23 protein-coding genes and 1 pseudogene are annotated in these 26402 nt (G+C 71.7%); 16 read left to right on the top strand and 8 right to left on the bottom strand.

Translation table 11 applies throughout. The features are described from left to right. The 3 genes from AB8A24_RS38815 to AB8A24_RS38805 all read right to left on the bottom strand — a co-directional run. Positions 1-655, bottom strand: a 655-nt coding sequence (locus AB8A24_RS38815; RefSeq protein WP_369478848.1) for an NADH-quinone oxidoreductase subunit C, incomplete at its 3' end; no start/stop codon positions are given. Then, positions 652-1260, bottom strand: coding sequence for an NADH-quinone oxidoreductase subunit B (locus AB8A24_RS38810; RefSeq protein ID WP_369478847.1), 609 nt, complete (start codon positions 1258-1260; stop codon positions 652-654). The genes AB8A24_RS38810 and AB8A24_RS38815, both read right to left, overlap by 4 nt. Beyond that, the gene (locus AB8A24_RS38805; protein ID WP_030012240.1) at positions 1251-1658 is read right to left on the bottom strand and encodes an NADH-quinone oxidoreductase subunit A; all 408 of its coding nucleotides are present in this window, start codon (positions 1656-1658) and stop codon (positions 1251-1253) included. Before AB8A24_RS38805 ends, AB8A24_RS38810 begins: the two co-directional genes overlap by 10 nt. 147 nt (positions 1659-1805) lie before the next feature. On the opposite strand from AB8A24_RS38805, the gene AB8A24_RS38800 reads away from it, so the two are divergent. From AB8A24_RS38800 to AB8A24_RS38770, 7 genes are all read left to right on the top strand, one after another. Continuing rightward, complete coding sequence (locus AB8A24_RS38800; RefSeq protein ID WP_369478846.1) at positions 1806-3008, top strand: sensor histidine kinase; 1203 nt, start codon at positions 1806-1808, stop codon at positions 3006-3008. A gap of 438 nt (positions 3009-3446) precedes the next feature. Next, a complete protein-coding gene (locus AB8A24_RS38795; protein WP_369478845.1) occupies positions 3447-4748 on the top strand; it encodes a sensor histidine kinase in 1302 nt (433 codons plus the stop codon). Between the two features lie 235 nt (positions 4749-4983). Further along, complete coding sequence (locus tag AB8A24_RS38790) at positions 4984-5643, top strand: response regulator transcription factor (protein WP_033224230.1); 660 nt, start codon at positions 4984-4986, stop codon at positions 5641-5643. 150 nt (positions 5644-5793) lie between these two features. Further along, positions 5794-7737: a 2-oxoacid:acceptor oxidoreductase subunit alpha gene (locus AB8A24_RS38785; protein WP_328962092.1), complete on the top strand. Its 1944-nt coding sequence runs from the start codon at positions 5794-5796 to the stop codon at positions 7735-7737. After that, on the top strand, positions 7730-8800 hold the full coding sequence (locus tag AB8A24_RS38780; protein ID WP_369478844.1) for a 2-oxoacid:ferredoxin oxidoreductase subunit beta: 1071 nt from the start codon (positions 7730-7732) through the stop codon (positions 8798-8800). Before AB8A24_RS38785 ends, AB8A24_RS38780 begins: the two co-directional genes overlap by 8 nt. Before the next feature lie 186 nt (positions 8801-8986). Further along, entirely contained in the window at positions 8987-9934 is a 948-nt protein-coding gene (rarD, locus tag AB8A24_RS38775) for an EamA family transporter RarD (protein ID WP_369478843.1), read from the top strand. A gap of 248 nt (positions 9935-10182) precedes the next feature. Beyond that, positions 10183-11499, top strand: coding sequence for a M28 family metallopeptidase (locus AB8A24_RS38770; protein ID WP_369478842.1), 1317 nt, complete (start codon positions 10183-10185; stop codon positions 11497-11499). A 73-nt stretch (positions 11500-11572) separates the two neighbouring features. Here AB8A24_RS38770 and AB8A24_RS38765 read toward each other — a convergent pair whose 3' ends face one another. From AB8A24_RS38765 to AB8A24_RS38750, 4 genes are all read right to left on the bottom strand, one after another. Then, positions 11573-11989 (bottom strand): hypothetical protein, encoded by a 417-nt coding sequence (locus AB8A24_RS38765; protein WP_328962096.1) that lies wholly within the window; start codon positions 11987-11989, stop codon positions 11573-11575. Continuing rightward, the gene (locus tag AB8A24_RS38760; protein ID WP_234314053.1) at positions 11986-12189 is read right to left on the bottom strand and encodes a ribbon-helix-helix domain-containing protein; all 204 of its coding nucleotides are present in this window, start codon (positions 12187-12189) and stop codon (positions 11986-11988) included. Before AB8A24_RS38760 ends, AB8A24_RS38765 begins: the two co-directional genes overlap by 4 nt. A 107-nt stretch (positions 12190-12296) precedes the next feature. Further along, positions 12297-13505: an outer membrane lipoprotein carrier protein LolA gene (locus tag AB8A24_RS38755; protein ID WP_369478841.1), complete on the bottom strand. Its 1209-nt coding sequence runs from the start codon at positions 13503-13505 to the stop codon at positions 12297-12299. A gap of 222 nt (positions 13506-13727) precedes the next feature. After that, positions 13728-14738 (bottom strand): polyprenyl synthetase family protein, encoded by a 1011-nt coding sequence (locus AB8A24_RS38750; protein ID WP_033224186.1) that lies wholly within the window; start codon positions 14736-14738, stop codon positions 13728-13730. 211 nt (positions 14739-14949) lie between these two features. Between AB8A24_RS38750 and AB8A24_RS38745 the strand changes: the two are divergent. Both AB8A24_RS38745 and AB8A24_RS38740 read left to right on the top strand, forming a co-directional pair. Further along, a pseudogene (locus AB8A24_RS38745) lies at positions 14950-15497 on the top strand (hypothetical protein). A gap of 58 nt (positions 15498-15555) precedes the next feature. Then, on the top strand, positions 15556-17559 hold the full coding sequence (locus tag AB8A24_RS38740; RefSeq protein WP_328962098.1) for a CocE/NonD family hydrolase: 2004 nt from the start codon (positions 15556-15558) through the stop codon (positions 17557-17559). A gap of 61 nt (positions 17560-17620) precedes the next feature. On the opposite strand, the gene AB8A24_RS38735 is transcribed toward AB8A24_RS38740, so the two are convergent. Then, positions 17621-18439 carry an HAD family hydrolase gene (locus AB8A24_RS38735; RefSeq protein WP_328962099.1) on the bottom strand — a complete coding sequence of 273 codons (819 nt, stop codon included), beginning with the start codon at positions 18437-18439 and terminating at the stop codon, positions 17621-17623. A gap of 338 nt (positions 18440-18777) precedes the next feature. On the opposite strand from AB8A24_RS38735, the gene fahA reads away from it, so the two are divergent. The 7 genes from fahA to AB8A24_RS38700 all read left to right on the top strand — a co-directional run. Next, positions 18778-20001 (top strand): fumarylacetoacetase, encoded by a 1224-nt coding sequence (fahA, locus tag AB8A24_RS38730; RefSeq protein WP_328962100.1) that lies wholly within the window; start codon positions 18778-18780, stop codon positions 19999-20001. A gap of 139 nt (positions 20002-20140) precedes the next feature. Beyond that, positions 20141-20911, top strand: a complete 771-nt coding sequence (locus tag AB8A24_RS38725) for a GntR family transcriptional regulator (RefSeq protein WP_030722266.1) — start codon at positions 20141-20143, stop codon at positions 20909-20911. An 85-nt stretch (positions 20912-20996) separates the two neighbouring features. Beyond that, positions 20997-21224, top strand: a complete 228-nt coding sequence (locus AB8A24_RS38720) for a ferredoxin family protein (protein WP_109778462.1) — start codon at positions 20997-20999, stop codon at positions 21222-21224. Between the two features lie 14 nt (positions 21225-21238). Beyond that, positions 21239-22594 (top strand): ABC transporter substrate-binding protein, encoded by a 1356-nt coding sequence (locus AB8A24_RS38715; RefSeq protein ID WP_328962101.1) that lies wholly within the window; start codon positions 21239-21241, stop codon positions 22592-22594. Then, positions 22591-23517: an ABC transporter permease gene (locus AB8A24_RS38710; RefSeq protein WP_369478840.1), complete on the top strand. Its 927-nt coding sequence runs from the start codon at positions 22591-22593 to the stop codon at positions 23515-23517. Before AB8A24_RS38715 ends, AB8A24_RS38710 begins: the two co-directional genes overlap by 4 nt. Then, positions 23514-24356: an ABC transporter ATP-binding protein gene (locus AB8A24_RS38705; protein WP_369478839.1), complete on the top strand. Its 843-nt coding sequence runs from the start codon at positions 23514-23516 to the stop codon at positions 24354-24356. Before AB8A24_RS38710 ends, AB8A24_RS38705 begins: the two co-directional genes overlap by 4 nt. Positions 24357-24367: 11 nt before the next feature. After that, a partial coding sequence (locus AB8A24_RS38700) for a fumarate reductase/succinate dehydrogenase flavoprotein subunit (RefSeq protein WP_369478838.1) occupies positions 24368-26402 on the top strand: 2035 nt, incomplete at its 3' end.

The raw sequence follows: 26402 nt of genomic DNA, 5'->3' as shown, positions 1-26402 counted from the left end.
CGCGCGGGGTGCGCGCGGCGGCGCCCGCCGCGCCGGGCGCACGCGCGGTGCGGGCCGGACGGGCCGGGGCCGGCGGGAGCTGGCCCTTCATGGGGCCCCAGTCGTTGGGGTCCGGTACGCCCGGCGGGAGCATCTGGCGGCGCTTGGGCGCGTCCGGGTCGTGCGCCTCGCCGGGCTCCTTGGCACCGGGCCAGGCCTTGGCGACGCGCGCGGCCAGGACGAAGTCCTTGCGCAGCGGGTGTCCCTCGAAGTTCTCGGGGAGGAGGAGCGGGACGAGGTGCGGGTGGTCGGTGAAGGTCACCCCGAACATCTCGAAGGTCTCGCGCTCGTGCCATTCCGCCCCGGCGTAGACGGCGACCGCGGACGGCAGGGAGGCGGCGCTGTGCGGGACCGTCGTGCGCATCAGCAGTCGGCGTACCCGGTGGTTCTCCAGCGACACGACGTGCGCGCAGATCCGGAAGCCGGTGCCGGGCTCGTCCACCGCGCTCAGCCAGTCGAAGTAGGTGCAGCCCAGCTTGTCCCGGGCGATTTCGAGGGCGGAGATCCAGCTGCCGACGGGCACGTCCACCGTGAGGACGTCGTACGAGAACTCGGCGACGGCCTCGGCTCCGAAGACCGTCGGCGCCGCGTCGGGGAGGGAGTCGTAGACGTTCACGTGCCCGCCCCCTGCGCGGGTGCCGGCGGGGGCGTGACCAAGCCGCTGGTCAGCTGGGCCACGGACGGCCCGGCGGCGTAGCGCTCGGCCAGCGACTCGCGGGCGATCTTCTCCTGGAGCTTGAGGATGCCTTGGAGAAGGGCTTCGGGACGCGGCGGGCAGCCGGGCACGTAGACGTCGACCGGGATGATCTGGTCGACGCCCTTGGTCACGGAGTACGAGTCCCAGTACGGGCCGCCGCAGTTGGAGCAGGCGCCGAAGGAGATGACGTACTTCGGCTCCGGCATCTGCTCGTAGAGCCGCTTCACGGCCGGGGCCATCTTGTCCGTCACGGTGCCCGAGACGATCATCAGGTCTGCCTGGCGGGGACCCGGCGCGAAGGGGATCACACCGAGCCGGATGAAGTCGTGCCGGGCCATGGACGCGGCGATGAACTCGATCGCGCAGCAGGCCAGGCCGAAGTTGAAGACCCACAGGCTGTACCGGCGGCCCCAGTTCAGGACCACCTTCATCGGTTCCGGGGCCAGGCGGGAGAGGACTCCGAGGCGCTTGGGCTCCGGGAGCAGCACGCCCTCGGTCGGCGTCACAGCCGGTGTCACGTCCATTCGAGGACGCCCTTCTTGTACGCATAGAGCAGGCCGACGGCCAGGAAGCCCAGGAAGATGAACATCTCCACCAGGGTCGTGGCGCCGTAACCGGCGGCGGCGAACACCGTCGCCCACGGGAACAGGAAGATCGAGTCGACGGCGAAGATGACGTAGAGGAACGCGTAGACGTAGTAGCGGACCTGGGTGTGCGCCCAGCCCTCGCCGACCGGGTCCACACCGCATTCGTAGGTCAGCAGCTTCTCGGGCGTCGGGACGACGGGCCGCAGCAGGCGGCCCGCGCCGAAGGCGACGGCCACGAAAAGCACACCGAGGGCGGCCAGTAGACCGACGACCGAATAACTCCGGAAGTAGTCCGCCGCGAGCACGGTTACGGTCGATACCGTTGGTTCAGGCACGTCCGTTCCTCGCTCCTCGGTCACTGTCGACGATCTGGTACGGACGGGAGTCTAGGGCCTGCCTCACACGGGGTGGGGTTATCCCCCGTTCACAGCACCCCGGCCACCCCATGGCATCAGCGGGTCGTACTTGACAGGGTGTGGCGCATGACCATGAGCCATGCCGTACCCGACAACGATCGACCTCCCCCCGTACGTGCCGTCTTCAGCGCCGTGACGTGGAAGGAGATCGCCTATCTCGTGAGCAACCTGCCGCTGGCGATCGTCGGATTCGTTTACGCGGTTGTCATGGTTTCCACCGCCGGCGGTCTTTCCGTGACCGCGGTCGGAATTCCCTTGCTCGCGTGCGGTCTGTATCTGTCTCGGCAATTGGGACGGCTGGACCGGGCACGCGCCCGCGGGCTGCTGGGCGTACGGGTGGACGAGCCGACCCCGATCCCCGGGCCGAAGCGGTCCGGCGGATTCTTCCCCTGGCTGTGGACGAGCATCAAGGACCCGGTCGGCTGGCGGACGGTGCTGTACCAGCTGATCCGGTTGCCGTGGGGAGTACTCACCTTCACGGTAGCGCTCACGGGCCTGTTCGTGCTGTGGCCGGTGCTGCCGTATCTGGTGCGGCTGATGGCGAACGTGGACCGGGCGATGGCACGGGGGCTGCTGTCGCCCTCCGACGACCTGGAGCGGCGGATCGCGGAGCTGGAATCCGACCGGGGGGTCGTCGTCGACACGGCGGCGGCCGACCTGCGGCGCATCGAGCGGGACCTGCACGACGGGGCGCAGGCCCGGCTGGTGGCGCTGGCGATGGGGCTGGGCCTGGCGAAGGAGAAGCTGCTGGAGGACCCGGAGGGTGCGGCGGCGATGGTCGACGAGGCGCACGGTGAGGTGAAGCTGGCGCTGCAGGAGCTGCGGGACCTCGCGCGGGGGATCCACCCGGCGGTGCTGACGGACCGGGGGCTGGACGCGGCGCTGTCGTCGGTGGCGGCGCGGTGTGTGGTGCCGGTGAAGGTGGCGGTGGATCTGCCGGGCGATCCGTCGGGTGACCCGTCGCGGGCACGGCCGGCGGAGGCGATCGAGGGGATCGCGTACTTCGTGGTGTCCGAGCTGCTGCAGAACGTGAGCAAGCACGCGGGGCCGGGGGCGCGGGGCGCGACGGTCGAGGTGTGGCGGGCGGGGGCGCGGCTGATGATCCGGGTGTCGGACGACGGGCGGGGCGGAGCGAGTCCCTCCGGGGGGAGTGGGTTGGCGGGGCTCGCGGAGCGGTTGGGCGCGGTGGACGGGGTACTGGTGGTGGACTCGCCCGCCGGGGTGGGGACCGTGGTCACGGCCGAGCTGCCGTGGCGGGACCGGGGGTAGGGGCTCGGGGCCCCGGCCTCGTGCTGTTGCTGGTGAGCGGGACTCCCGTCCGGGGTGGGCGGGGGTCCCGTTCGGGTGTCCGGCGCCGTGCGCCTCGCCGGCGGGGCCGCGGGGGATGAGCCGGGTCCCACTCGGGTGTCCGGCGCGCCGCCGTTTCCCAGGGCTCCGCCGTGCGCCTCGCCGGCGGGGCCGCAGGGGATGAGCCGGGTCCCACTCGGGTGTCCGGCGCGCCGCCGTTTCCCAGGGCTCCGCCCCGGACCCCGCGCCTCAAACGCCGGCGGGGCTGGATTCGGCGGCGGGCTGGATCGGCGGTGCCGGCTTGGCTGCGTTGGTGGGGTTAACCCCCCGGTGGAGATGCCGACCCGCCGGATGGTTGTGGGGGGACGGGGGGCGGCAGGGTGAGGGGGTATCGGAGGACCGGAAGGGCGGGTCGGGATCATGGACAACGGCAGAGGCGCGGGCGGCGGGATCGGCGCGGTGCTGCGGGCTCCGGTCGAGGGGCGGACCTGGCGGGAGCTCGGGTACCTGCTGATCGGGCTGCCACTGAGCACGGTGTACTTCTCGCTCACCATCGCCGGCGTGAGCCTCGGCGCCGGACTGCTCGTGACCTTCCTCGGGGTTCCGGTCCTCGCCGGTGTGCTCGCCATGTGCCGGGGCTTCGGGCGCGTGGAGCGGGCCCGGGTGCGTGGGCTGCTCGGGGTGGACATCGCCGCCCCCGCGCCGATCCGGGCGAAGAAGGCCGGTCCGCTCGCCGCCATGGGTGCGCTGCTCAAGAGCGGGAGCGCCTGGCGGCACGCGCTGTACTCGGTCGTCCACTTCCCGTGGGCGGTGTTCTCGTTCTGCCTGTCCCTGGTGCTGTGGGCGTGCGGGTGGGCGTACCTGCTGTACCCGCTGTGGTTCTGGGTCTTCCCGGCCTTCACCGACCAGCCCGGTCTGCAGCTCTTCCAGAACGACGACTACACCTTCTACCTCGACTCGCCCGGCACGATCGCCCTGACCAGCCTGATCGGGCTGGCCCTCACCCTCGCCACGCCCTGGGTGATCCGGGCCCTGACCACCGTCGACCGCGTGATGGTCGGCGGGCTGCTCGGGGCGTCGAGCCTGGCCACCCGTGTCAGCGAGCTGGAGTCCGACCGCGGGGTGGTCGTGGACACCGCCGCCGCCGACCTGCGGCGCATCGAGCGGGATCTGCACGACGGGGCGCAGGCCCGGCTGGTGGCGCTGGCGATGGATCTGGGGCTGGCGAAGGAGAAGCTGACCGAGGATCCGCAGGCCGCCGCCCGGATGGTGGACGAGGCGCACGGTGAGGTGAAGATCGCCCTCCAGGAGCTGCGTGATCTGGCCCGCGGTATCCACCCGGCCGTGCTGACCGACCGGGGGCTGGACGCGGCGCTGTCCTCGGTGGCGGCGCGGTGCGCGGTGCCGGTACGGGTGGCCGTGGATCTGCCGGCCCGGCCCGCGGCGGCGATCGAGGGGATCGCGTACTTCACGGTCTCGGAGCTGCTGCAGAACGTGAGCAAGCACGCGCTGGCCCGGTCGGCGTCGGTGGACGTGTGGAAGTCCGGGGAGCGGCTGCTGATCCAGGTCGCCGACAACGGCCGGGGCGGGGCCGGGCCGCGGGAGGGGACGGGGCTGGCGGGGCTGACCGAGCGGCTGGACGCCGTGGACGGGGTGCTGGTCGTCGACTCCCCCGTCGGGGGCGGGACCACGGTCACGGCCGAGCTGCCCTGGCGCCCCTAGGGCGCGGAAGAGCCGTCGAGGGAAGGGCCGGGCCGGATGGTCCGGCCCTTCGCAACTCCCGGCGCGTGTGGCGCCCGTTTGCGGTATGCGACGTTCCAGTACGCGAAAACTCCCCTCGTACGGCGACGTGTTGTCCCGGCTCTGCCTTCAGCGGGACTCAAGGCTGGGATGCTTGGCTGAGTCAGGTAGTGCGTGAACGAGTGGACGCGGGAGCAGCTGAGTCGTGGAAGACAGGGTGCGGGTGGTCATCGCCGAGGATTCAGTGCTGCTGCGTGAGGGCCTGACCCGGTTGCTGACCGACCGGGGGCATGACGTCGTGGCAGGCGTCGGGGACGCGGAGGCCCTGATCAAGACGGTGGCGGACCTGGCGGCGGAGGGCGCGCTGCCGGATGTGGTGGTGGCGGACGTACGGATGCCGCCGACCCACACCGACGAGGGGGTGCGGGCGGCGGTGCGGCTACGCCGTGACCACCCCGGGATAGGTGTGCTCGTGCTGTCCCAGTACGTGGAGGAGCAGTACGCCACCGAACTGCTGGCCGGTTCGACCACCGGGGTGGGGTATCTGCTGAAGGACCGGGTGGCCGACGTGCGCGAGTTCCTGGACGCGGTGGTGCGGGTGGCCCGGGGCGGTACGGCCCTGGACCCCGAGGTCGTCGCCCAGCTGCTCGGTCGCAGCCGGAAGCAGGACGTATTGGCGGGCCTGACCCCGCGCGAGCGCGAGGTGCTCGGGCTGATGGCCGAGGGCCGGACGAATTCCGCCGTGGCGAAGCAGTTGGTCGTGAGCGACGGAGCGGTGGAAAAGCACGTCAGCAACATCTTCATGAAGTTGGGCCTTTCGCCGAGTGACGGGGATCACCGGCGAGTACTGGCCGTTCTCACCTACCTGAAATCATGATCGACTGACACTCTGTCAGATACGGCATACCGGCAGGGCCGTCTCGAGGGGCGGTCCTACGGTCCAGAATGTGACCGCTCCTGGGGGCCTTGATCCCTACCGTCGTAGGGTGGGTCCCGGGGGGTCACGCCTCGAAGGAGGTCCGGTTCAGTGACCAGCCAGGTCAGCAGCCCAGCCGAGCAGGCCGACGGGTCCGGGGGTGCGATTGTCGGTGGACAGCGCACCCCGGAGAGTCCCGGCGGCAAGGAAGTGCGCCGCCTCGATCGTGTGATCATCCGATTCGCGGGTGACTCCGGTGACGGTATGCAGCTCACCGGTGACCGCTTCACCTCGGAAACGGCGTCCTTCGGGAACGACCTGTCGACGCTGCCGAACTTCCCCGCCGAGATCCGCGCGCCCGCCGGAACCCTTCCGGGCGTCTCCTCCTTCCAGCTGCACTTCGCCGACCACGACATCCTCACCCCGGGCGACGCCCCGAACGTGCTGGTGGCGATGAACCCGGCGGCCTTGAAGGCGAACATCGCGGACCTGCCGCGCGGCGCGGAGATCATCATCAACACGGATGAGTTCACCAAGCGCCCCATGGCCAAGGTCGGCTACGCCAGCTCGCCGCTGGAGGACGGCTCCCTCGACGCCTACAACCTGCATCCGGTGCCGCTGACCACCCTGACGGTCGAGGCCCTGAAGGACTTCGGGCTCTCCCGCAAGGAGGCCGAGCGCAGCAAGAACATGTTCGCGCTGGGCCTGCTGTCGTGGATGTACCACCGGCCGACCGAGGGCACCGAGACCTTCCTGCGGCAGAAGTTCGCGAAGAAGCCCGAGATCGCCGAGGCGAACGTCGTCGCCTTCCGGGCCGGCTGGAACTTCGGGGAGACCACCGAGGACTTCGCGGTCTCCTACGAGGTCGCCCCCGCCACCCGTGCCTTCCCCACCGGCACCTACCGCAACATCTCCGGGAACCTGGCGCTCTCCTACGGTCTCGTCGCCGCGAGCCAGCAGGCCGACCTGCCCCTCTACCTGGGCTCCTACCCGATCACCCCGGCCTCGGACATCCTGCACGAGCTGTCGAAGCACAAGAACTTCGGCGTGCGGACCTTCCAGGCCGAGGACGAGATCGCCGGCATCGGCGCGGCGCTCGGCGCGGCCTTCGGCGGCGCGCTCGGGGTGACCACCACCTCCGGGCCCGGTGTGGCGCTCAAGTCGGAGGCGATCGGCCTCGCGGTGTCGCTGGAGCTTCCGCTGCTGATCGTGGACATCCAGCGCGGTGGCCCCTCCACCGGCCTGCCGACCAAGACGGAGCAGGCGGACCTCCTGCAGGCCATGTTCGGCCGCAACGGCGAGGCCCCCGTCCCGATCGTGGCGCCGCGGACCCCGGCGGACTGCTTCGACGCCGCCCTCGAGGCGGCCCGTATCGCGCTCACCTACCGGACCCCGGTCTTCCTGCTCTCCGACGGCTACCTCGCCAACGGATCCGAGCCCTGGCGGATCCCGGAGGTCGCCGACCTGCCCGACCTGAAGGTCAAGTTCGCCACCGCCGCGAACCACACCCTCGCCGACGGCACCGAGGTGTTCTGGCCGTACAAACGGGACCCGGAAACCCTCGCCCGGCCCTGGGCCATCCCCGGCACCCCCGGCCTCGAACACCGCATCGGCGGTATCGAGAAGCAGGACGGCACCGGCAACATCTCCTACGACCCGGCCAACCACGACCTCATGGTCCGCACCCGCCAGGCCAAGGTCGACGGCATCCAGGTCCCCGACATCGACGTCGACGACCCGGACGGCGCCACCACCCTGGTCCTGGGCTGGGGGTCCACCTACGGCCCCATCACCGCGGCCGTCCGCCGGCTGCGCAGCGCCGGACTCCCCATCGCCCAGGCCCACCTGCGCCACCTCAACCCCTTCCCCAGGAATCTCGGCGAGGTCCTGGAGCGTTACGAGAAGGTAGTGGTGCCGGAGATGAACCTCGGGCAGCTCGCCACCCTGATCCGGGCGAAATACCTGGTCGACGCGCAGTCGTACAACCAGGTCAACGGAATGCCGTTCAAGGCGGAGCAGCTCGCCACGGTTCTCAAGGAGGCCATCGATGACTGAGGTGACCGAAGGGGAGCGGACCCTGCTCTCGCTGGTACCGAAGGCCGAGAGCAAGCAGTCGATGAAGGACTTCAAGTCGGACCAGGAGGTCCGCTGGTGCCCCGGTTGCGGTGACTACGCCGTGCTGGCCGCGGTGCAGGGCTTCATGCCCGAACTGGGCCTCGCGAAGGAGAACATCGTCTTCGTCTCGGGCATCGGCTGCTCCTCCCGCTTCCCGTACTACATGAACACCTACGGGATGCACTCCATCCACGGCCGCGCCCCGGCCATCGCCACGGGCCTGGCCACCTCCCGCCGCGACCTGTCCGTCTGGGTCGTCACCGGCGACGGCGACGCGCTGTCCATCGGCGGCAACCACCTCATCCACGCCCTCCGCCGCAACGTCAACCTCAAGATCCTCCTGTTCAACAACCGGATCTACGGGCTGACCAAGGGCCAGTACTCCCCCACGTCCGAGGTCGGCAAGGTCACCAAGTCGACGCCGATGGGCTCGCTCGACGCGCCCTTCAACCCGGTGTCGCTGGCGATCGGAGCCGAGGCCTCCTTCGTCGCCCGGACCGTCGACTCCGACCGCAAGCACCTCACCGAGGTGCTGCGCCAGGCGGCCGACCACCAGGGCACGGCGCTCGTGGAGATCTATCAGAACTGCAACATCTTCAACGACGGCGCCTTCGAGGTCCTCAAGGACAAGGACCAGGCCTTGGAGGCGGTGATCCGGCTGGAGGACGGGCAGCCGATCCGCTTCGGCACGGACAACGCGAAGGGTGTCGTACGCAACCCGGCCACCGGGGACCTGGAGGTCGTCGAGGTCACCGCGGCCAATGAGGGGCGGATCCTGGTGCACGACGCGCGGAACGCGAGCCCCACCACCGCTTTCGCGCTCTCCCGCCTCGCCGACCCCGACACGCTGCACCACACCCCGATCGGGGTGTTCCGCAGCGCGGAGCGGCCCGTCTACGACACCCTCATGGCCGACCAGCTCGACGCGGCCATCGACCGCAGCGGCAAGGGCGACCTCGGGGCGCTGCTGGCCGGCAACGACACCTGGACCGTCGTCGGCTAGCGCGCGCCTTCCCGCACGCGATGGAGCCCGGATCCCGCTCCAGGATCCGGGCTCCGTCGCGTCCGGCGCGCCCGGGCCTCGCGGACCCCGAAAGATGTCATGAGTATCTCGCAATTACGGGCATGACATCCGGGCCGTACGGCGATACCGTCGGTGAAGTTGGCTGGAAGTCGCACAGGAGGCCCCGTGAAGGCAGAGAACGAGCAGCGCACGGGTTTGCTCTACGGATTCGGCGCTTACGGGATGTGGGGGCTGGTGCCCCTCTTCTGGCCTCTCCTCAAGCCCTCCGGGGCGGTCGAGATCCTCGCCCACCGCATGGTGTGGTCCTTGGCCGTGGTCGGTCTGGCGCTGCTCGCGCTGCGCCGCTGGGGCTGGATACGGGAGTTGCTCCGCCGGCCCCGCAAGCTCGGCCTGACCGCGCTGGCCGCCTCGGTGATCAGCGTGAACTGGGGCCTGTACATCTGGTCCGTCAACAACGAGCACGTCGTCGAGGCCAGCCTCGGCTACTTCATCAATCCCCTGGTCAGCATCGCCATCGGCGTGCTGGTGCTCGGTGAGCGGCTGCGCCGCGCCCAGTGGGTGGCGGTCGGTCTCAGCTTCGTCGCCGTGCTGGTGCTCGCCATCGGCTACGGGCGACCGCCGTGGATCTCGCTGGTCCTCGCCTTCTCCTTCGCCACGTACGGGCTGATCAAGAAGAAGCTCAACATGGGCGGCCTGGAGTCGCTGGCCGCCGAGACGGCCGTGCTGTTCCTGCCCGCCCTCGGCTACGTGCTGTGGCTCGGCGCTCAGGGGCGGTCCACCTTCGCCTCGCACGGTGTCGGCCACGCGCTGCTGCTGGCCGCGACCGGCCTGGTCACCGCGATCCCGCTGGTGTTCTTCGGGATGGCCGCGATCCGGGTTCCGCTGTCCACCCTGGGGCTGCTCCAGTACATGGCCCCGGTCTTCCAGTTCGGGCTCGGTGTCCTGTACTTCCACGAGGCGATGCCGCCCGAGCGCTGGGCCGGCTTCTCCCTGGTGTGGGCGGCGCTGGTGCTCCTCACCTGGGACGCGCTGCGTACGGCGCGGCGGTCCCGGGCCAGGCTGGCGGCGGCGGCGCCGACCCTCCTGGCGACGCCGACCCGCGAGCCCGCGTAACGCCCCCCGAGAGGCGCGTGGCGCGGCCCCCAGCGGGGCTCGCGCCGGCAAACCCTTCACCCCCACGATCCCCGGTACGGACCACCCGTACCGGGGATCGTCCGTTTTCCGAACTGCCCTGACCGAATTGTGGTCTTGACGGACAGTCATACTCTCGCTGAACATCAGGCTCGCACTGACGCACTAACGCTCACCTGCTCTATCCCCACCCGTTCCGTCATATCCCCGCGGAATCCCGGAGCCCCCACATGAGCCTGTCCGTCTCTCGGCGCCTTGCTGCCGTGACCGCGTTCGCGGTCGCCGGCCTGTTCGCCTCCGCCGTCCCCGCCGCACTCGCCGCCCCGTCGGCGGTCGCCGCGGCACCGACACCGCCCGACATCCCGCTGGCCAACGTCAAGGCCCATCTGTCGCAGCTCTCGACCATCGCCGCCAACAACGGCGGCAACCGTGCCCACGGCAGGGCCGGCTACAAGGCCTCGATCGACTACGTGAAGGGCAAGCTCGACGCGGCCGGCTTCACGACCACCCTGCAGACCTTCACCTCCAGCGGCGCCACCGGCTACAACCTGATCGCCGACTGGCCGGGCGGCGACCCGAACTCGGTCCTGATGGCCGGGTCGCACCTGGACTCGGTGACCGCGGGCGCCGGCATCAACGACAACGGCTCCGGCAGCGCGGCCGTCCTGGAGACCGCCCTCGCCGTCTCCCGGGCCGGTCTACAGCCCACCAAGCACCTGCGTTTCGGCTGGTGGGGCGCGGAGGAGCTGGGCCTGATCGGCTCGAAGTACTACGTCAACAACCTGCTGGCGGCCGAGAAGGCGAAGATCTCCGGCTACCTGAACTTCGACATGATCGGCTCGCCGAACCCGGGCTACTTCGTCTACGACGACGACCCGACCATCGAGCAGACCTTCAAGAACTACTACGCCGGCCTCGGCGTCCCGACCGAGATCGAGACCGAGGGCGACGGCCGCTCCGACCACGCCCCCTTCAAGAACGCGGGCATCCCCGTCGGCGGCCTGTTCTCCGGCGCCGACTACACGAAGACGGCGGCGCAGGCCCAGAAGTGGGGCGGCACCTCCGGTCAGGCCTTCGACCGGTGCTACCACTCCTCCTGCGACAGCCTGACGAACATCAACGACACCGCCCTGGACCGCAACTCCGACGCCGTCGCCTACGCGATCTGGACCCTCGGGGCGGCCACTCCGGTCCCGCCCGGCCAGTCCTTCGAGAACACGGCGGACGTGAACATCCCGGACTCCCCCGCGGCGGCGGTGTCCTCGCCGATCACGGTCTCCGGTGTGACGGGCAACGCGCCCGCCACCACCAAGATCGACGTGAACATCGTCCACACATACCGCGGTGACCTGGTGGTCGACCTGGTCGCCCCCGACGGCAGCGTCTACAACCTGCACAACCGCAGCGGCGGCAGCGCCGACAACCTGGTCCAGACGTACACCGTGAACGCCTCCGGCGAGGTCGCCAACGGGGTCTGGAACCTCCGGGTCAAGGACACGGCGGCGCAGGACGTCGGCTACATCAACAGCTGGAAGATCACCTTCTAGTCTTCCGGCCCACCGATCCACGGCTCCGGCACGATCCGATCCCATCCGATCCGATCGTGCCGGAGCTCAGGCGTCAGGCGTCCTCGGCGTGCGCCTGCGAGGACGCCTCGAGCGGCCCCTGGATGCGGGCACGCAGCTCCTCGGCCACCGCCGCGATGTCCGCGCGGCCCAGTTTCGCCGCCTCCACCAGATCGCCGAGCTCCTCGGGCGAGGGCAGCTGCTTCGCCCCGGCCACCCGCAGGTACGAGCGGGTCGCGGCGGCCGCGTAGAACTCGTTCATCGGGGACTCCAGCGCCGGGCACACCGCGAGGGTGTGCAAAAACGCGGCGGCCCGCCACGCGGTGTCCGGGGCGGGCTGTTCGGGCACGAGGACGAGGTCGTTCTGGTGCCGGGCGACCGCGGCGGCCACCCCGGAGGGATCCCACACGGCGGGATCGGACGGGAGGTGGTGGGCCAGAGCCGTCCAGGCCCACTCCATGGTGATCTTCAATTGCCGAACCGCTGCTGGAAGTAGCTCCAGTGATCGGCGAACTCCTCTATGCCTGAGAGGAAGTTCTTCCGATCCTCGTCGAGTTCGCGCTCTGTGACCTCGGTGATCAGCGCGGTGACCGTCGTCCCCAGTGCCGCCGCACGTGCCTTCAGGCGTTCGTGGAACTCTTCGTCCAGGCGGATGGTGACGTGTCTCGACATGTCCAACACCGTACAGCGGGTGCGCTGTACGGGCAGCCGGAATGCCGCAAGGGTGGGCAGGGACACAGTCCCCGGCCCACCCTCGCGACGGTTCGTCCGACCCGCGACTACTTGTTGGCGTCGGCCGCCTTCACCAGCGCGTCCTTGGTGACCGCGCCGACGTAGACCTTGCCGTCGTCCGTGATCAGGGCGTTGACGAGGCGGGTCGACAGGACACGGCCCTCACCGAACTTCCCGGTGACCTTGTCCCCGAGGGAGTCGAGGAACTGCTTGGCCTGCTTCGGGGCGTTCTTGTCGTTCTCCAGGTCCTTCAGGCTCCGGTTGACGCCCGAGTCGATGCGGGCGACGGTCGACCAGCCCTCGCCGAGCACCTTCACGTCGCCCTTGCCGCCCGCGCCACCGGCCAGACCACCGAGGCCCGGGAAGGACTCCAGCGCCTTCCAGTGCTCGTTCGCACCGCCCTTGCCCGCCTCGTCCACGCCCTCGGTCACCTTGGCGCCCTTGGGCGCGGTGAAGGCGAAGGTGTCGGCGGCGGGCTTGGCGAAGTCCACCTTGGTGAAGCCGGCGTCCACGATCGGCTTGCCGCCCTGGGCGGACAGCAGCTGCACGCGCAGCGGCACGCCGTTCTTGGCGTCCACCGCGATCTGGACCGAGCCGACCGTGGAGCCGCTCTGCTTGGGCTTCAGCACCAGCTGGTAGGCGTCGCGCCCGGCCACCTGCGCGGTGTCGCCGACACTGACGTCCGTGGTGGGGCCGGCGGCCGTCAGGATCTCCTCGGCCAGCTTCTGCGGCGAGGCGGCCAGCCGGTCGCCGGTCTTGTGCTCCTTGCCGCCGTCCTTGCCCTTGCCGGCCTCGGCGTTCTTCTCGTGGAAGACCTCGTTCGACTTGGAGTCGTAGCCCCACACGTCGTCGCCGTTGTGGATGAGGCTGTACTCGTCCTTGCCGTCGAGGAAGGTCAGCCGCTGGCGGTCCGGGCCGTCGGCCGCCACGCGCAGGGTGTGGCTGCCGTTCGCCAGCTGGGCGACCTTGTCCTCCGGGTTGGCGGAGCCGCCCGCGATGCCCCCGCCGCCGAGCAGCCCGCTCGCGATCTTCGGCAGCCCCAGGTCGGTGGTGATCCGGGCGGTGCCGGACAGCTGCTGCACGTCCGAGGCCGCGACCTTCTCGATGAGCTGCTGCGCCGTCACCTTCGGCAGGTCGGGCCCGCCGGCGTTGGCGAAGGCCGGAACCATCGCAACGGTCGCCGCGGCCACGCCCGCCACCGCTACCGGTACGGCGTACCGGGCGGCCTTGCGGGAAGTCTTGGTGTTCGGTGCCATGTCAGTGCCCTGCCCTCTGTGTCGACTGCGGTGACCACCGTGTCGCCGCGCTCACCCGATCTGGTGGGGTTTGATGACTCCATCTGACCAAATCGGCGGGCCTGGGGCGTCAGTCCCCGGACGCAACTCGGCGTACGCCCGTGGGATGACATGGAAGGGGCCCCTCTCCCCCGACCCGTAGGGGTCGCCGGGGCGGAAGGGCCCGTTCCGCAGTCATGGCCGCTACCCGGCGCGGTGCACCACCGCGTCGCAGAGCTCTTCGAGCGCCGACTTGGCGAAGCACTCCGGCAGCGGGGCCAGCATGGCCCGCGCGTCCTCGGCGTACTGGATGGTGTCGCGGCGGGCCCGCTCCAGGGCCGGGTGCGCCCGCAGCCGGGTGAGCACCTCGGCGTGGCGGGCGTCGTCCGTCAGGTCGCCGTCCAGGAGTTCCACGAGCTCCAGGTCCGCCGGGTCGCCGCCCTGGGCCGCCATCTCGCGCAGCCGCAGCACGGGCAGCGTCGGGATGCCCTCCCGCAGGTCGGTGCCCGGGGTCTTGCCGGACTCGTGCGCGTCGGAGGCGATGTCGAGGACGTCGTCGGCGAGCTGGAAGGCGGTGCCGAGCCGCTCGCCGTACTGGGTCAGGATGTCGACGACCGACTCGTCGGCGCCGGACATGAGCGCGCCGAAGCGGCCGGAGACCGCGATCAGCGAGCCGGTCTTGCCGGCGATGACGTCGAGGTAGTGGGAAACGGGGTCGCGGCCGTCGCGCGGGCCGGCCGTCTCCAGGATCTGGCCGGTCACCAGCCGCTCGAAGGCCTCGGCCTGGATGCGTACGGCCTCCGGCCCGAGGTCGGCCAGGATGTGCGAGGCGCGGGCGAACAGGAAGTCACCCGTGAGGACGGCCACCGAGTTGCCCCAGCGGGCGTTGGCGCTCTCCACCCCGCGGCGGACGTCCGCCTCGTCCATCACGTCGTCGTGGTAGAGCGTCGCGAGGTGCGTGAGCTCGACCACGACGGCGGACGGCACGATGCCGGGCGCGTAGGGATCACCGAAACGGGACGCGAGCATCACCAGGAGCGGCCGGAACCGCTTGCCTCCTGCCCGGACCAGGTGTTGTGCGGCCTCGGTGATGAAGGGGACTTCGCTCTTGGTGGCTTCCAGCAGACCCGCCTCGACGGCGGCCAGTCCGGCCTGGACATCGGTTTCAAGAGCCTGGTCCCGCACGCTCAGTCCGAACGGCCCGACGACGGTCACGAGGGGTACTCCTGTCTGCTGACGATCACGCTGACGATCACATGGATTGTCGATGTGTCGCTGCCATCACTCAAGCCAGCGTATCGGGTCTGTTTTCGATCACCGAGAGCGCCTTCCCGGCCACCACCCGCGCACTGTCCTATACACACCGGTATGTTCGGGGGGAGCCGAAACAACCGGAGAATACGTTTTGCCCAGAACTGCGACCGATATGGACGAACCCGCGGATCCGGAGGCCGACCGGCCACCGCCCCGGGACGACCATGCCTTCCTCGGCCATCCCCGGGGCCTCGCCACGCTCTCCGGACCGGAGGTCTGGGAGCGTTTCTCGTTCCTGGGCATGCAGGCCATCCTCGTCCTCTACTTCGCGGACACGGTGGCGAACGGCGGCCTGGGGATGGACCCGGGCACCGCCGCCTCCGTCTCGGCGGCCTACGGGACCATGGTCTACCTCGTATCCGTCGCCGGCGGATGGCTCGCCGACCGCATCCTCGGTTCGTACCGGGCCGTGCTCTGGAGACCTCGGGCATGTCGGCCACCAGCAAACTCGCGCCGCGGGCCTTCGGCAGCCAGACGATGGCGCTGTGGTTCCTCTCCCTGGCGCCGGCCAACGGCATCCAGGCGCAGGTGGTCAAGCTCTACGGCCAGGTGTCGAACCCCCTGCACTTCGGCCTCAACGGCGCCGTCGCGGTGGCGGCGGGCGTGGTCGTGATGGCGATGGCGCCGTGGCTGCGGCGCACGATGCACCCCGTCCACTGATGCGGCCGGGGGCAAGGGTCCGTGGAGAACGTCCGAGGCGATTGGCGGCTGAGACCAGATGATCATCCGTACCGACTTCCCGTACGGGACCACCCACGAGGATGTCCGGATCCCGCTGCCCGACGGCGTCGAGCTGTACGCCCGGATCTGGCGCCCGGTGACGGACGAGCCGGTCCCGGCCCTGCTGGAGTACCTCCCCTACCGGCTCACCGACTGGACCGCGCCGCGCGACCAGCAGCGCCACCCCTGGTACGCGGGCCACGGCTACGCCTCCGTACGGGTGGACGTGCGCGGGCACGGCTGCAGCGGCGGCCGGCCCGGCGACGAGTACGACGCCCGTGAGCTGGCGGACGGGGTCGCGGTGGTGGAGTGGCTGGCGGCGCAGCCGTGGTGCACGGGGTCGGTGGGGATGTTCGGGATCTCGTGGGGCGGATTCAACTCCCTCCAGATCGCGGCGCTGGCCCCCGAGCCCCTGAAGGCGATCGTGACCGTCTGCTCGACGGACGACCGGTACGACAACGACGTGCACTACATGGGCGGCTCGGTGCTCGCCGTGGACATGCACGCGTGGGCGGCGACGATGCTGGCCTTCGCCTCCCGGCCGCCGGACCCGCGGTTCGTCGGCGACGACTGGCGCCGGCAGTGGCTGGACCGGCTGGAGGCGGTGGAACCCCTCGTCCACACCTGGCTCTCCCACCAGACGCGCGACGCCTACTGGCGCCACGGCAGCGTCTGCGAGGACTACACGGCCGTCCGCGCGGCCGTACTCGCGGTCGGCGGCTGGCACGACCCGTACCGGGACACCGTGCTGCGGCTGGCCGAACACCTGCCGCCGGCCCGTGTACGGGGCCTGATCGGGCCCTGGTCGCACCAGTACCCGGACCGCGGCCTGCCGCCGGGACCGGCCATCGGCTTCCTGCAGGAGACCCTGCGCTGGTGGGACCACTGGCTGAAGGGTGCGGACAACGGGGTGATGGACGAGCCGCTGCTGCGCACCTGGATCAGCGACTCGCACCCGCCGGCGACGGTGTACGACGAGCTCCCGGGCCGCTGGGTCGGCGAGAAGGCCTGGCCCTCGGCGTCCGTCATCCCCGTCCCCTACGTGTTCCAGGGCGCGCCCGTGGACGTCGCATCCCCGCAGCACACCGGACTGGACGCGGGCCGCTTCTTCCCCTTCGGCAACGACGCCGACCTGCCACCGGACCAGCGGGAGGAGGACGCGAAATCGGCCTGCTTCGAGTTCCCGGTGGGGCGCGAGGAGCCGGTGGAGATCCTGGGGCGGCCGTCGGTGACCCTGCGGCTGCGACTCGACGTGCCGTACGGGCAGGTGATCGCCCGGCTCTGCGACGTCGCCCCGGACGGCTCCTCGACGCTGGTCACGCGGGGCGCGCTGAACCTCTCCGCGCGCCGCGGCCGGGACCGGGCGCTGCCCTGGCCGGTGGGCTCGTACGAGGACGTCACCTTCGAGCTGAACGGCATCGGCCACGCCTTCGCGCCGGGGCACCGGATCCGGCTCGCCGTGTCCTCCGCCTACTGGCCGTGGATCTGGCCGCGGGCCGGGTCCGAGGCCGGCTGGACCCTGGACCCGGCGGGCAGCGCGCTGACCCTGCCGGTGCGGGCCGGCTCCGCGGCGGACGGCGGGATCGTCTTCGAGGCTCCGGAGCAGGCGGAGCCGCTGGGGGTGGTCTTCCCGGCGACGCTGGACGAACCGCGCCCGGAGCGGCTGGTCGTACGGGACGTGGCGCGCGGGACATGGCGGCTGGAGGTGGACCCGCGGTACGGGGGCACGCGGGTGTTCCCGGACGGGCTGGAGTACTCCGAGGACGCGGAGGAGGTGTACGAGATCCAGGACGCGGACGCGCTGTCGGCGCGCACGTTCTCGCGGTGGCGGATCCGGCTGCACCGGCCGGAACTGGGCTGGGACGCGCGGGTGGAGACGCGGTCGGAGATCCGCTGCGACGAGGGCGGCTTCCTGACGTCGAACGAGGTGGTGTGCCGGGAGGGGGACGAGGTGGTCTTCCACCGGACGTGGGAGCGGCGGTTGCCGCGGGCGGCGGGCTGAGCAGGTGGAACCGCCCTGGCGGGCGGCGGGGGTGTGGAGACGGAGCCCCCGCAACCGGCGGTCAGCCGAAGAGGCGTTCCAGGACCACCGCGATGCCGTCCGCCTCGTTCGAGAGGGTGACCTCGTCGGCGACCGCCACCAGCTCGCGGTGGGCGTTGGCCATCGCCACGCCGTGGGCGGACCACGCGAACATCGGGATGTCGTTCGGCATGTCCCCGAAGGCGATCGTCCCGGACGGGGACACGCCGAGGATGTCCGCCGCCCGCGCGAGCCCGCTCGCCTTGTCGATGCCCGGCGGCTGGAGTTCCACCGTGTGCTCGCCCGCCATCGTGACGTTCACCAGGTGGCCGACCACCGACCGCGCCACCCGGGTCAGTTCGTCGTCGTCCAGTTCCGGGTGCTGGAGCAGCACCTTGTTGATCGGCGCCGACCACAGGTCGCAGCGCCGCGGGACGCGGACCGTCGGCAGGTGGGGGTGCCACATCCGGTAGCCCGGCCCTATCAGCATCTCCGCGTCCACCCCCTCCTGGTTGACCGCCGCGTAGACCTCGCCGATCTCCGCCTCGATCTTGCCGAGGGCCACCTCGGCCAGCTCCCGGTCCATGGAGACGGAGCGCAGCAGGCGACCGCGCGCCGCGTCGTACACCTGCGCGCCCTGCCCGCACACCGCGAGCCCCGTGTAGCCGAGCCGGTCCAGGACGTGTCGGACCTGGGGGACGGGGCGTCCGGTGACGATGATGTGCTGGGCACCGGCCGCGCGCGCCGTCGCGAGTGCCTCGTACGAGCGGGCGGAGACGGTGTCCCCGGCTTGCAGCAGAGTCCCGTCCAGATCTGTGGCGATCAAGGCATAGGGAAGGGCCGGAGGCGGGGCGGAAGTCACGGCGCCTAGGATACGGACCCCTTTGGACAAGTCCTACAAATTGAGCCCGAATCCGGCCTCCCGCACGCCCCATCCGTCACTTGGCGCGCTCCAGCGTCGAGCGGGACAGAGGCGGGGCAGGGAAGTGCACAACCCCGACCGTAAGGCCCTCGATCGACAGCACGCACCAAAAGATCAGATATGACCGGAACTGTGGATACCTGACCATGGGCGTCGTCCTGGGGTGTGTTTCATCTCCGACCGGGTACCCGCGCGTTCCTGCGGGATCCTGAGTAGCGTGTCCCGCACCGTGTCTTCCGGGACACCCCCGGACCGCGTCGAAAGCGAGGCAGTACCCCATGCCCCAGCAGAGCCCCCTCGATGTCCCCGAGGGCGACCCGTTCGGGCCGCACAACCTCCCCTACGGCGTCTTCTCGACCGCCGCGGAAGGCCGCCGCCGAATCGGCGTGCGCATCGGCGGACACGTGCTCGACGCGGGGGCGGCCGCGGCCGCGCTCGGTTCCCCGTACGCCGGGCTGCTCGGACAGGCCTCCCTCAACCCGCTGCTGGCCGCCGGGCGCACCGCCTGGCGCGACGTCCGCCGCGCGCTGACCGCCTGGGTGACCGACCCCGGCCACCGCCCCACCGTCGAGCCGCACCTGCTGCCCCTCGACGAGGTCACCCTGCACCTGCCGTACGAGGTCGCCGACTACGTCGACTTCTACGCGAGCGAGCACCACGCCACCAACGTCGGCAAGATGTTCCGCCCGGACGGCGACGCGCTGACCCCCAACTGGAAGCACCTGCCGATCGGTTACCACGGCCGCTCCGGCACGATCGTGGTCTCCGGCACCGATGTCGTGCGCCCCTCCGGTCAGCGCAAGGCGCCCGCCGACCCGGCGCCCGTCTTCGGCCCCTCCGTCAAGCTCGACATCGAGGCCGAGGTCGGCTTCGTCGTCGGCGCCCCCTCCGAGCTGGGCACCCCGGTGCCGCTGGGCGCGTTCGAGGACCACGTCTTCGGGCTGTTCCTGCTCAACGACTGGTCGGCGCGGGACATCCAGGCCTGGGAGTACGTGCCGCTGGGCCCGTTCCTCGGCAAGTCCTTCGCCACCTCCGTCTCGGCCTGGGTCACCCCGTTGGAGGCCCTGGACGCCGCCCGGGTCGCCCCGCCCGCCCGCGACTTCCCGCTCCTGCCCTACCTGGACGACGCCGCCCTCGACCGCCCCGGCGGCTTCGACCTGCGCATCACCGTCTCCATCAACGGGCAGGAGGTGGCGCAGCCGCCGTTCGCCACCATGTACTGGACGGCCGCCCAGCAGCTCGCCCACATGACCGTCAACGGCGCCTCCCTGCGCACCGGTGACGTCTTCGGCTCCGGCACCGTCAGCGGCCCCGAGGTCGGCCAGCGCGGCTCGCTGCTGGAGCTCACCTGGAACGGCCGCGACGCCATCGAGCTCACCGACGGCAAGCGCACCTTCCTGGAGGACGGGGACACCGTCACCCTCACCGCCTGGGCCCCCGGCCCGGACGGCACGCGCGTCGGCCTCGGCGAGGTCACCGGCCGCATCGTGGGATCGCGCTAGTCCATCCCTCGGTCGGCGGGGTGGCGGATCTTTCCGCCACCCCGCCGAAACCGCAGCTCAGAGCCCTGCGTGAGCGCCGTCAGGTGGCGCAACACTGCGGCAACACCACCGGCGCCGGACCGCCGGTACGTTCCCTGCCATGCCAGCCGAACGAACCGCCACGCACACCGTCCCGGTCGCCGCCGCGCGCCGGCGGCGACTGCGCGCGGACCAGGCGCGGCAGCTCGCCGACCTGCTGCGCCACCAGATCCTGGCGGGCGGCCACCCCGGCGGGGTCCTCCCCCTGGAGGGCGAACTCGCCGACTCCTACGGCGCCGGCCGCAACACCGTCCGCCAGGCCCTCGACCTGCTGCGCGGCGAAGGGCTCGTGGAGCGCCGCCCGGGCGTGGGCACCGTCGTGGTCTGCGAGAAGTACCCGCACGGCCTGGACCGCCTGCAAGGCCTGGCCGAGACCCTGAACGAGCACGGCCGGGTGACCAACGAGGTCCGTACGGTCGGCCCCGTCCGCGCCCCCGCCCCGGTCGCCGGGCGGCTCGGCCTGCCCGAGCACGCGGACGTGCTCTACATCGAACGGCTGCGGCGCCTGAACGGGCTGCCGCTCTCCCTCGACCTCACCTACGTCCCGATGGACATCGGCGCCGGCCTGCTCGGCTGCGACCTGGAGAACACCGACGTCTTCCGGCTCCTGGAGCAGCTGACCGGGCAGCCGCTCGGCCACGCCGAGATCACCCTCGAGGCCGTCAACGCCGACGCGCACTCCGCCGCCGTCCTCCAGGCCCCGCGCGGGGCCGCCGTCCTGATGCTGGAGCGCCTCACCCACCTGGGCGACGGCCGCCCCGTGGACCTGGAGTTCATCCGCTTCCGCGGCGACCGGATCACCATGAGCGGCCTTCTGCGCCGCTGTCTGTGACCGCCTCCGGCCCGCCGCTCCCCTCCGGCCCACCGCTCCCCTCCGACCTCCGACCTTCTGCGTACCCACCTTCCTGGAGACAGCCATGCCTGTGGTCCCCCAGCGCGGCGACGTGCCCGTGACCATCGACGAGTCCCTGTGCATCGACGGCTGCACGCTCTGCGTCGACATGTGTCCGCTCGACTCGCTCGCGATCCGCGAGGACGACGGCAAGGCCTACATGCACGTCGACGAGTGCTGGTACTGCGGCCCGTGCGCCGCCCGCTGTCCCACCGGCGCGGTCACCGTCAACATGCCCTACCTGCTCCGGTGAAAGGCACCTCCCCCATGCGCAAGACGCGTACGAAGGCACTGGCGCCCGCCGCGCTCGCCCTGCTCCTCGCCCCCGTGGCCACGGCCTGCTCGGGCTCGGCCGGGGCCGCCGACTCCAGGACGGTCACCGTGACCGTCGGCTACCAGTCCAAGACCATCAACACCGTCACCGCCGGCACCCTGCTGCGCTCCCTCGGCTACTTCGAGGAGGAACTCGCCGCGCGCGGCAAGAAGGACGGCGTCACCTACAAGGTGGACTGGCAGGACTACGCCACCGGCGCCCCCATCACCGCGCAGATGACCGCCGGGAAGATCGACATCGGCTCGATGGGCGACTTCCCGCTCCTCATCAACGCGGTGCGCGGCAAGGAACTGAAGCAGCCCACCCACCTCGTCTCCGTGACCGGCTACAACCTGCGTGGCGGCCTCAACACCGTGGTCGCCGCACCGGAGTCGAAGCTGGAGTCCCTGGCCGACCTGCGCGGCAAGAAGGTGTCGACAAGCGTCGGATCGGCGGCGGACGGGACACTGGTACGGGCTCTGCAGCGCGCCGGGATCGACCCGTCGAGCGGCATCGAGAAGCTCAACCAGCAGCCCAGCGTGGGCGCATCGGCCCTCCAGGCCGGCAGCGTCGACGCGCTCTCGCAGTTCGTGGCGTGGCCGGGGCAGCTGGCGTACGAGGGCCGGGCCAAGGCCCTGTACGACGGCGCCGAGTTGAACCTGCCGACCTTCCACGGGGTCACCGTGCGGGAGAAGTTCGCGAAGGAGCGGGCCGGCGTGCTCGACGACTTCCTGCGGGCACAGCGCCGGGCCACCGACCACCTGCGCACGGAGCCGGTCGCGGCCGCCGAGTCGGTGGCGAAGGAGACGGGACTGCCCGCGGAGGTGGTGTACCTCTACAACGGGGCGAACGGCATCGCGACCTTCGACCCGGCCCTGCGCCCGGAGCTCATCGACGCGCTGAAGCAGGACGTGCCGGTGCTGAAGGACGCCAAGCTGGTCGGCGGCGTGGACGTGGACGCCTTCGTGGACCCGGAGCCCCTCGCGCGGGCGTTGCGGGGCGCTCAGCAGTACCCGGCGGCCGTGGCCGCCCGCCCCGAGCTGTGGCTGAAGGGCCAGGCCCGCACGCAGTCCTTCGACTCGCCGCGCGAACTGCTGAAGGCGGCGCGCGGCGCGGACGTCCGGGCGGCGTACGTGCCGGACGCGGTGACCGGCACGCTCTGGTTCGCGGACAAGGCGGTGTGGGTCGCCGAGGGGCCGGAGCTGCGGGCCTTCGTCACGCCCGCGGGCGCGAAGGCGTACGTGGCCGCGCACCAGGGATCCGGGGCGCGGATCGTGAGCTTCGCCGAGGCCGGAGCCCTGGCGTCATGACGGGCGGCCGCTGGTTGCTGCGGGCGGCCTCGCTCGGCGCGGCCCTGCTCGTATGGCAGGGGCTGACCTCGCTGGACGTGAACCTGTGGCTGCGCTTCGAGCAGTTCCCGACGGTGGGCGAGGTCGCCGGGGCGTTCGCCGAGCGGGCCGGGACCGGGCCCTTCTGGCAGGACCTGGCCTCCAGCCTGCGCCGGATCGTGACGGGCTTCGCGCTCGCCGCGGTCCTGGGCGTGGCGGTGGGTACGGCGATCGCCCGGTCGCGGATCGCGGCCGATGTGCTGGGCCCGCTGTTGGAGGTGCTGCGTCCGGTACCGGCGATCGCGCTGGTCCCGGTGGCGATCCTGCTGTTCCCCTCCAACGAGCAGGGGATCGTGTTCATCACCTGCACGGCCGCCTTCTTCCCGGTGCTGGTCTCGACGCGGCACGCGGTGGGGGCGCTGACCCCGGTGTGGGAGGAGGCGGTCCTGACCATGGGCGGCGGGCGGGCCCGGATCCTCTTCTCGGTGGTGCTGCCGGGGGCCCTGCCGGGCATCTTCGGGGGCTTGTCGGTCGGGATCGGGGTGGCCTGGATCTGTGTGATCTCGGCCGAGATGATCTCCGGCGAGTACGGGGTGGGCTACCGGACCTGGCAGGACTACACGGTGATCGACTACCCCGGCGTGTTCGTCGGCATGGTCACCATCGGCGCGCTGGGCTGGCTGACCTCCACCGCGGTGGAGCGGGCGGGCCGCCGCCTGACGCGGTGGCTCCCGGCCCGCGACTCCTCCGGCCCCGTGCCGTCCTCCGCCGCCCGCACCCGCACGTGGCGGGGCCCCGGCCGATCGCCCCGGGCCCCGCACCCGGCGGGGGCCCGGGCAGGCGCGACCGGCCCGCGTTCCGGCTCGGGGCCCTTCCCCGAGCAGACCCGAGAGGTGACCCCATGAGCCTGACCCAGGCAGATGCCCGGACCGGTCCCGGCGCTGCGGCGCACCACCCCGCTGCGCACGGGGCGCGGCTCGCGCTGCGCGGCGTCCGGCTCGGGCACCGCGGGAACGCGGTGCTCGACGGGGTCGATCTGACGGTCGAGCCCGGGGAGGTGCTCGCCGTCGTGGGCCCGTCCGGCTGCGGCAAGTCCACGCTCCTGCGCACCCTCGCGGGGCTGCTGCCGCCGCTCGACGGCGTGGTGGAACAGGACGGCGCCCCGGTCCGCGGCCCGGACGCCGACCGGGCGCTGGTCTTCCAGGACGACGCCCTGCTGCCCTGGCGCACGGTCCGGGCCAACGTCGAACTCCCGCTCGCCATAGGGCGCTCGCGGGGCCCGTCCGAGGAGAAGGGCGCGGTGCCCGACCGGCACGGCCGCTCCCCCGTGTTCGATCCGTCCCGTGCCGCCCGGCGGGCCCGGCGGCGGATCGCCGGGGAGTGGCTGGAGCGGGTCGGCCTGGACGGGCACGCGCACAAGTACCCGCACCAGCTCTCGGGCGGGCAGCGCCAGCGCGTGCAGCTGGCCCGCGCCCTTGCCGCGCGCCCGCGCGCCGTCCTGATGGACGAACCCTTCGGGGCGCTCGACGCCCAGACCCGCGCCGAGATGCAGGACCTCCTCGTGGACGTCCTCGCGGGCACCGGCGCGACCGTCGTCTTCGTCACCCACGACGTGGACGAGGCGCTGTTCCTCGGCGACCGCGTCGCACTGCTCGCCGCCGCGCGGGTGGTGCCCGTACCGCGGCCGCGCGACCGCGGGGCCTCCTACGCCGGGCTCCGGCAGCAGATCATCAACTCACTCTGAAGGGCCGCACCATGGACATCCCCGCCATCGGCGACGCCGAGGAACTCTCCTGCGACGTCCTGGTCATCGGCGGCGGCACCGCCGGCACGATGGCGGCGCTGACCGCCGCCGAGCGCGGCGCGCGGGTCCTGCTCCTGGAGAAGGCGCACGTACGCCACTCCGGGGCGCTCGCCATGGGCATGGACGGGGTCAACAACGCCGTCGTCCCCGGTCGCGCCGAGCCCGACGACTACGTCGCCGAGATCACCCGCGCCAACGACGGCATCGTCGACCAGTCCACGGTCCGCCAGACCGCCACCCGCGGGTTCGCGATGGTGCAGCGCCTGGAGTCGTACGGGGTGAAGTTCGAGAAGGACGAGCACGGCGAGTACGCGGTGCGCCAGGTCCACCGCTCGGGCTCCTACGTGCTGCCCATGCCCGAGGGCAAGGACGTCAAGAAGGTCCTCTACCGGCAGCTGCGGCGCCGCGAGATGCGCGAGCGGATCCGGATCGAGAACCGGGTGATGCCGGTCCGGGTCCTCACCTCGCCCGAGGACGGCCGGGCGATCGGCGCGGCCGCCTTCAACACCCGCACCGGGGCCTTCGTGACCGTGCGGGCCGGGGCGGTGGTCCTGGCGACCGGCCCGTGCGGCCGGCTCGGACTACCGGCCTCCGGCTACCTGTACGGCACGTACGAGAACCCGACCAACGCGGGCGACGGCTACGCCATGGCCTACCACGCGGGCGCCGCGCTGACCGGGATCGAGTGCTTCCAGATCAACCCGTTGATCAAGGACTACAACGGGCCGGCGTGCGCGTACGTCGCGAACCCCTTCGGCGGCTACCAGGTCAACCGGCACGGCGAGCGCTTCGTCGACTCCGACTACTGGTCGGGGCAGATGATGGCCGAGTTCGCGGCCGAACTCGCCTCCGACCGGGGCCCGGTGTACCTCAAGCTCAGCCACCTCCCGGAGGAGTCGGTGGCGTCCCTGGAGTCCATCCTGCACACCACCGAGCGGCCGACGCGCGGCACCTTCCACGCGGGCCGCGGTCACGACTACCGCACGCACGACATCGAGATGCACATCTCGGAGATCGGGCTGTGCGGCGGCCACTCGGCGTCCGGGGTCCGGGTCGACGACCACGCCCGCACCACGGTGCCGCGGCTGTACGCGGCCGGGGACCTGGCCTCCGTACCGCACAACTACATGATCGGGGCGTTCGTCTTCGGCGATCTGGCGGGCGGGGACGCGGCCCGGTACACGGCCTACGAGGGCGCGCTGCCGGCCGACCAGTTGGCGGCGGCCCACGAGCTGATCTACCGGCCGCTGCGCCACCCGGACGGGCCGCCGCAGCCGCAGGTGGAGTACAAACTGCGGCGGTTCGTGAACGACTACGTGGCCCCGCCGAAGACGGGCGCGAAGCTCTCGCTCGCCGTGGCGGCGTTCGACCGGATGACCGACGAGATCGCGGAGATGGGCGCGAGGACCGCGCACGAGCTGATGCGGTGCGCGGAGGTGTCCTTCATCCGGGACTGCGCGGAGATGGCGGCCCGCTCCTCGCTGGCCCGTACCGAGTCCCGTTGGGGCCTCTACCACGAGCGGCTCGACCACCCGGAGCGCGACGACACGGGCTGGCTGCACCACCTGGACCTGCGCAAGTCGGCCTCGGGGGCGATGGAGTTCACCGCCCGGCCGGTGGAGCCGTACCTGGTGCCGGTCGACGGGTTCGCCCCGGTCGGCGGCCCCTCGCGGCACCTGGGCGAGGTCGACCTGGTCCCGGTGGCCACGGCGGGTCCCCGCGAGGCGGCCCCGGCGGCCCGCGCGCAGGCCGCGCAGGCCGCGCCGGTCCCCCGGGCGGCGCCGGTGCCCGGCAGCGCCCCGGGCGCCTCGCCCCGGATCCTCGAACTGCTCTCCCTGGCCGAGGAGTCGCCCGACCTGGCCGCCCTCACGCCGTATCTGACCGACCCCGATCCGGCCGTGCGGGCCTCGGCGGTGGCCGCGCTCGGCGAGACCGTACCGGCCGGCGCCGGGCCCGCGCCAGGCGCCCGGAACGGGCGCGGGGACG

The sequence above is a fragment of the Streptomyces sp. BF23-19 genome, assembly GCF_041106355.1.
GTDB classification, from domain to species: domain Bacteria; phylum Actinomycetota; class Actinomycetes; order Streptomycetales; family Streptomycetaceae; genus Streptomyces; species Streptomyces virginiae_A.
This window is presented reverse-complemented; position numbering and strand designations above follow the sequence as displayed.